Annotated in this window: 5 protein-coding genes; 3 read left to right on the top strand and 2 right to left on the bottom strand. The window is 61.5% G+C overall.

The genetic code is table 11. The features are described 5' to 3' along the window. A partial coding sequence (locus AC1DJT_RS33735; RefSeq protein WP_476835783.1) for an outer membrane protein occupies window positions 1-654 on the top strand: 654 nt, incomplete at its 5' end. Between the two features lie 499 nt (window positions 655-1153). Here the strand turns inward: AC1DJT_RS33735 and AC1DJT_RS33740 are convergent. Beyond that, complete coding sequence (locus AC1DJT_RS33740; protein ID WP_476770903.1) at window positions 1154-1591, bottom strand: hypothetical protein; 438 nt, start codon at window positions 1589-1591, stop codon at window positions 1154-1156. A 1150-nt stretch (window positions 1592-2741) separates the two neighbouring features. Here AC1DJT_RS33740 and AC1DJT_RS33745 point away from each other — a divergent pair. After that, window positions 2742-3014 (top strand): hypothetical protein, encoded by a 273-nt coding sequence (locus AC1DJT_RS33745; RefSeq protein ID WP_476770902.1) that lies wholly within the window; start codon window positions 2742-2744, stop codon window positions 3012-3014. A gap of 786 nt (window positions 3015-3800) precedes the next feature. Here AC1DJT_RS33745 and mddA read toward each other — a convergent pair. Beyond that, the gene (mddA, locus tag AC1DJT_RS33750; protein ID WP_476835784.1) at window positions 3801-4610 is read right to left on the bottom strand and encodes a methanethiol S-methyltransferase; all 810 of its coding nucleotides are present in this window, start codon (window positions 4608-4610) and stop codon (window positions 3801-3803) included. A gap of 609 nt (window positions 4611-5219) precedes the next feature. Here mddA and AC1DJT_RS33755 point away from each other — a divergent pair. Beyond that, on the top strand, window positions 5220-5648 hold the full coding sequence (locus AC1DJT_RS33755; RefSeq protein ID WP_476835785.1) for a CBS domain-containing protein: 429 nt from the start codon (window positions 5220-5222) through the stop codon (window positions 5646-5648). Window positions 5649-5746: the final 98 nt, after the last annotated feature.

Genomic DNA, 5746 nt, shown 5'->3' on the forward strand with positions numbered 1-5746 from the left:
GCTCCGCCTCCCCCGATCGTCTACGCGCCCCTGTTCACCTGGGCTGGTCTTTATGTCGGTCTCAACGCCGGCGTGGGCTGGGCTGACTCGGGCGAGATCGTCGTCAACGGGCCGACTGCTGGCTCTTCCAGCGTCCTGAGCGGTGTCGGCGGTGGTGATGGCAGGTTCGTCGGTGGCGGCCAGATCGGATATAACTGGCAGTCCGGCGCGATTGTCTACGGCCTTGAGACCGATATCCAGTATGTCGATACAGGCGGTAGCGTGGCGTGGGGCCAATACACCTGGTGGGCCGGTAGAGGCGGCGGTGACGGCGCCTATTTCGGCACCGTGCGCGCCCGCATCGGCTATGCCTTCGACCGGACCCTGGTCTACATCACCGGCGGTCTGGCCTATGGCGGCCTGAACACCAACCCGCTGACCGGCAACACGACGAGCAATGCCGGCTGGACCATCGGCGGCGGCGTCGAATACGCCTTCACCAATAACTGGACGGTCAAGCTCGAAGGCCTCTACGTCGATACAGGCGAGGGCCGACGGACCCAGGTCTTCGAAAACCMCGCGGGCGGCGTGCTGCCGGCCGGAACCTATACCGCGGTCAGCAATGGCGGCGGCGGCGCCGGACTCCTGCGCGTCGGCGTGAACTACAAGTTCTGACGCGCGGCGAATGGAACTCCTKCGGTCTTGCTGGAAATTGGCTGGACCGCTGGAGGTCGTTGCAGCGGGCATCGTGTAGGAAGATCACCCGCTGTTTTAACCAAACGTTGCTACGGAGCAATTTCTATCAAAAACGTAGCAACGATATTCGAGGGTCAACAGATGAAGAAGTCGGCTATTCTTGTCGTTTCGTTTGCTTTGCTTGCCGCTGGCGGCTGCGTTGGGTTTGGCAAGGGCAAGGGCAAAGCACCCCCGCCGGTTGCAACGCCCATCGTCACAAAGGGCTAAATGGTTTGCGCGACGGCTCATTGCCGTCGCGCAAACCCACCACCATCGGGACGGTCCGGTTTTCTGTGCTGTCCAACGTAAGTGATCCCGTCGTACCGCGGCTTACCGCAGTCCTCACCTGCCAGCCCCGGCAACTTCGCTCGCTGACAAAGTTGTGACAGCGGCCACGCACCTAGCGACTCAATACGGCTTGCGCTCCGGAAGGGGCGGTTCATGATGACATCAAGAATTGGCTGATCCCGTCACAATGGTGCATGACAGCTACGGGATCGGCATTTGAGTTCCATCGTTGCGTGGAGAGCGCCTTATGCTTGCGAGGAAACACCTCAGAGCTGTCTGGCTGCGCATAGGGGCCGTGCTTGCTGTTGCCGCGCTTGTCATCGTCCCAATGCTGCTCAAATAAGAGCGCGACCAGCAGGCCACTGGCTCCGGCCGGACCGCGAAGCCGCTCCGCCACTAACTCAACTCTGGGGCCAAGAGTGGATAATTTCTGAGAGAATGGGGCTGAGGGCTGAGGTAAACGAAGCCCCGATTGGCCCGAAGGCGAACCCAGCCAACGTCGGGAATTGGACCGGCTCCGGTTGCCCGAGACGTCGCAAGGAATGGCGGTGATGAGCACGTGCATGGCTTGAACGAACAAGCCGGACATGGCGGACGCATGGTAGGCAGAGGAACCCCAAAAAAAGGAGTAATGCACATGGTCCTCGCCATCTGGTCGTGCGCCGTCGCCGCCCTCGCGCTTGGGGTGGTCATCGTCCGCTGGTTCGCTGGGCGCGCCGACGGCGCAGTTCGTCCGGATCAGCAGCAGCCCTGCTGACGGCGTTGAGCCGGCAAGCCGCGACGTGGCGGCAAGTCGAGTGGCCCGGCGATCCGCGCACCCATCGCCTCTTCCGACGGAGCGAAGCATGATCGAGCATTCCCAGCGCTTCTGGACAGGGTGCCCGACTACGCCCTGACACACTTCGATGGCGGGAGCAGCAGTAGCGCATAGGTCCGACTGGGAGGGTCTCGACGGATGCCAGTACCCCAGCCAGGTATGGGATCTCGCTGACGCCGGCCGGAGCCTCGGCCGTGGCAAGGCTTTCGCCTTTCGGGGCACCACGAACAGCGCGTTCACCGGAGGAGAAAATTCTCTACGAGCTCTGCTGTACCGATCTCGAGCACATTGCCATCCTTGGGGAGGCCATCGCGGAGCAGGCCAATCCGAATTCAACGGCTTGCTTTACTGGTCTCCTCGAGGAGCGCGCTGGTTTCCCGATCTTCCAAGCAGAGCGCGTAAGCTCTCCAACTGAAGGCTGGGAGCGCCTTCAGTGCCGCCTTCTGCAAGCTGTGAGCGGCATGCCGTTTGACCCCCTACGGGCGTGGCCGATTACTTCCCACACGGCGGCACAGGCGACACCCCGCGGAATGTCACTGCGATGCTGGCCCTGGCCGATGCAGCCAATCTCGGTCGGAAGCGGACGCGCCGCGTACCTCGCCTCGGCCGCTCCATCTCGTGGCGCTCTTTTAAGGCCCTTCTCAAGGGGACGATATCCAGAGTTCTAAGTCGACTGGATTGGTCGGGAGAACCGTCGAACTCCCGGCACACGGGCTTTCTGCGAACCCGGCAAATCCTGCTTAACTACGATGCCGCATCGAACGCGCAAATTGTGGATCGCACTGCAAAGTACATTTGAGGTAATTGGCATTCAGTGTCAGTATTTGCCATCGAAATGGTGATACTCGACGTCGTTCCTGCCTTGCGCCGTAGCCGATGCGTTCCTTGCCTATGTCTTCTGGGGGGTTCACGAGGGCGTTCCATGTCGGCTCAAGAACGCGGGCTTGCCCGTCTCATGCTTAGACTTCCCGCGTTCCGCAATCGCTTCGGGCAAATGCAAGTCCTGCAATTTCGCGGCCTCTGCGAGGAGTACGACGTCGTCTGGGAGGTGATCACCCGGTGGTCCCAGGATCAACGCTGCGTGATGTTTAGCTTAGACGATTACTGCCGCCTCGCGACCTTGATCGAGAGCGATGCCATCGCGATAGCCGAGGCTGTTCCGGATCCCGGCACCATCGGCATCCTTGGAGTGTGACAGCTAAACCCGCCAACGCCAGGATGGCGCGCGCGCTTGAGAGGTGAGGGCCGCAGCGGTCGCCCACCAGCCTCTCCGCGACGGAAAGCCTTCGCATCGTCATTGCCGCCACGGGCGGACCGGAGATCAACGCAGCCAGGCACTCCTTTCGGAGGGGCAAGGCATGATCCTGTCCTTGCTTGACCACGACCTCGCCATGCAATGCTTCGACGGCAGGAGCCGGGGTAGCGGTTAAGCAGACACATCTCCAAGGCCCCCCGGCGACCTCCCCAGGTTCGGCCCGGATCAGACGCCGTAGAGCCAATGTCGGCTTCGAGTTTACCTATGAGAGCTTCGGGGTCCCGATGACCGAGTGCTGGCTCAGCGTTGACGAGGACGCCCACGAGCGTGACATCGACAACTGGCACTGATCGCCAATCTCAAATGCGGATCCTTCGGCTAAACGCCCCGTAGGTGCCGCGGTGCCGCAGATCGTAGTGCCGGCGTTGACGCCGGCTGTCATCCTTCGTGTGCACGAAGACAGCCACGACAAGGAGAGCCGAGAGCCCAATGAGGGCGTAAAGCATGGCGGTGACGCTCATTTTTCCCCAGACCCAAAGCAACATAAGCCGCGTTGCAATGATCTCCCGAGTCAAACCCGCTGCCAAGCGGAAAGACCCCGATTACCCCTCGTTATACACTCCCTGATCCCCTGACGGCCCTGAGCATCGGAGGAAACCCGCTGAAATCGCGAGTTTCCTTTCTGGCGCCGGCGGAAAACCCCGGCGTCCGGATTGATGCCTATGATCAGGGCGAACGTGAGGGCGGCTGAGCCGACCACGTCGTGTCATTTGTGCGGGGCGATGCTGGATTGCGTTGCGCCGAACGGATTTGGCCCCAAAGCGGCAGGAGCATCGCGACGCGCTCGCGGTAGCGTCTGTAGTCGTCGCCGAACAGCGCGATCAGGTCGCGCTCTTCCAGCATGATGCCAACCAGTATGTAGGCCGTCGTCCCTGCCGCGAAGAGCAAATGGCCCTGGCTCATGACGGGAGTAGCCCAGAAGGCGATAATGAAGCCGAGATAGATCGGATGCCGAACAAGCTTGTACAGACCCGGCGTCCTGAATTCGGCTTCCGGCATTCTACGGCCGGCGAAACGCACGAATACCTGCTTCAGCCCAAAAAGCTCGAAATGACTGAACATGAAGGTCGAGAGCAGGACGAACAGCCATCCGAACTGGGAGAGCCCGATCAGAGTCGCCGCCAGCGTCGGATTGGTCACGCTCCAGACGCTCTCCGGCAAGGGCCGCCATTGCCACAACAAGAGCGCAAGGGCCGCCGTTGCGAGCAGCACATAGGTTGGCCGCTCCAGCRCCGGATCGATCCAGCCGAGCCACCAGCGTTTGAACCCTGGACGGGCCATGACGCTATGCTGGACCGCAAAGAGCGACAGCAATGCGAAGTTGACCAGGAGGGCCTGCGCCACCGGCGTTGCCGGCCCGTCGTCGATACCCTTCGGCACAAGAAACCCGCCGACGAAACCGATCGCATAAACAAAGGTCAGGAAGAAGAACGCGTATGACAGGAGGCCATAGAGAAGGATCGCGGTCTTGCGCATGGCTGGTACCTCGGTTGACGCGACGTCGCAGTCGGCCGGTGTCGCGGTAAAGCGCGGTGAAGATGTTCGGATATGGCGTGATGTCCGATTGACCTTGGGTCCTTAGCGATCTGTCTCCACAGCGTTGTCCGGCGTGATATTCGACGATCCGCAGTGTGACTGTGATGGAAGTCACATGCAGCAAAGGGACTCCCCCAAGCTCAGGGATGGCGCGGCATGCCTCGATGCTGCCTAGCGGCAAGGCTCGTGGAAGTTGCCGTTTCGCTTGCTGCGCTGGCGCCGGCGCCGAGCGGTTCGGCGAGTTCGCATCTCTCGATCACGACAACTTCGTGCCCATCACGTGCGTCCGAGTTCGTTGCGGGAGCCGCGGTGCATGGTTTCCCCAGACGAGGTCAGGCGATCAGGATCGCGCGGGTCATTGACATTGGTCAGCGTTGGCCTTCGGACGAGGTCTCCGAGGGGGCCGAAATAGGAATAGGGGCGGTTGCCGAGGATAGCGGCGGCATGGATTCCGCCGGCACGATCGCGCCGGCGCAGGTGACGAAGTCAACTGGAACGGTACCGGCACCGGAGCGTTGAACCCTCACGTCGAAGAGAGGAGTCATTGATATGAAGGTATCCGAAGCGATGACCCGAGGGGCTCATATCGCCCGCCCGGACGAGACCTTGCAGGCGGTATCTCGCCGTATGGCCGAAGAGGATATTGGCTTCCTACCCGTCGGCGACGTCGATCGATTGGTCGGCACGATCACCGACCGCGATATTGTTGTGCGGGCTCTTGCCGAGGGGCGTGATGGGTTGGCCCTGGTTCGCGACGTGATGACGCGCGATGTCAAATACTGCTTCGAGGATGAGGAGATGGACCACGTCATCCACAATATGGGGGACAACCAAATCCGACGCCTTCCCGTTGTCGATCGCAACAAGCGGCTCGTCGGCGTGGTCTCGYTTGCTGACGGCGCTCTCAAGGACAGCCCGGAAGCCGCCGGAGACGCCCTAACAGACATCGTGGAGCCTGCAGGGCGCCCAGCGGCATAGTCCGCGGCGATTGTGGTCTAACGAGTGGGAGGGCGTGGAGATGCCGCGGCGAAGCTGGCCTGCTTGCCTCCTACTACGGCTCAGTTGAAGTCCTGAAC

It is taken from the genome of Allobosea sp. 05T422_2, assembly GCF_056396265.1.